The 1,005-nt window shown below is 30.6% G+C and carries 1 protein-coding gene; it reads right to left on the bottom strand.

Translation table 4 applies throughout. From position 1 onward, the window contains the following. Positions 1-76: 76 nt before the first annotated feature. A partial coding sequence (locus N1F73_RS03680; protein ID WP_396888697.1) for an MAG3960 family lipoprotein occupies positions 77-1,005 on the bottom strand: 929 nt, incomplete at its 5' end.

Raw genomic sequence — 1,005 nt, forward strand, 5'->3', positions numbered from 1 at the left:
GGCGATGTCCTCTTTCAAACATCTCATATATTCTTCGTGGTCATAAACCACATGCTTTTTCTCTGGCATCCTACTCCTATCTTTTATATTTTCAACCAAATTTATCATTAAATAAATTAATAATCTTACCTAATCTTTCTCGTGCTAACTCAATCGTAATTAATTGTGGTCTTTCAACTCCATCAACTTCTTTAATATCTGCTCAAATTAATTTATATTTCTCAATTGTTTGAGGATTATTAAATCGTTTATTATATGATGATGATGATGATGATGCTCAGGTCGCATTCCCTAAACCAACCTTTAACGGCAACACAAACTCTTCATATTGCTTTTTAGCTCATTTATAAGTGTCTCTATAATCGACCTTATAACCATAATTAGTTCCACCACCAAAAAGTTGTAAATTAGGATTATGGTCCTCACGACCCATAAATCCCATAGCGTGTTCCAACGCTAAATAATCTAATAATGCTTTTTCATACTCTTCAATTAAAGCGTAAGTTCCACTATCTAATATATTTAATTCTAAATTCTTATTCTTATCGACAATCGAACCATTTTCCTTAATTTTTTTCGCATTCTCTGCTTCATCATCCACAGCAACAAAATTAATACTATCAGTTAATTTTTTCATTAATCTTAAATATGCAACTAATAACCTATATTGTGGTACCTGCATTGCCAGCACACTGGAATCATTCAAATACAATCAATCAATCCAATCATTATAAAGCGATTCATTCTCAGCTAATGTTTTCTCATAAAATGCTCTTGATAAAAACATCTCATTATCAAACATATTTCTCAAATAAATATCACGATTTAATTTTCAAACAGCCGAAGGTACTTTCTTTTTCTTACCCTTAATGGTTTTAACTTTGGCATCTGCATCCTTAGGCGATATTTCATATCAATAAGGGTCACCAAACTCAATTTTTTTTCGTCCAAATGAAACATTATCACCCATAATCTTTAATCAATCATTATAATGTTTTGAAAACA

It is taken from the genome of Mycoplasma sp. HS2188 (genome assembly GCF_025209835.1).
GTDB lineage: Bacteria > Bacillota_I > Bacilli_A > Mycoplasmatales > Metamycoplasmataceae > Mycoplasmopsis.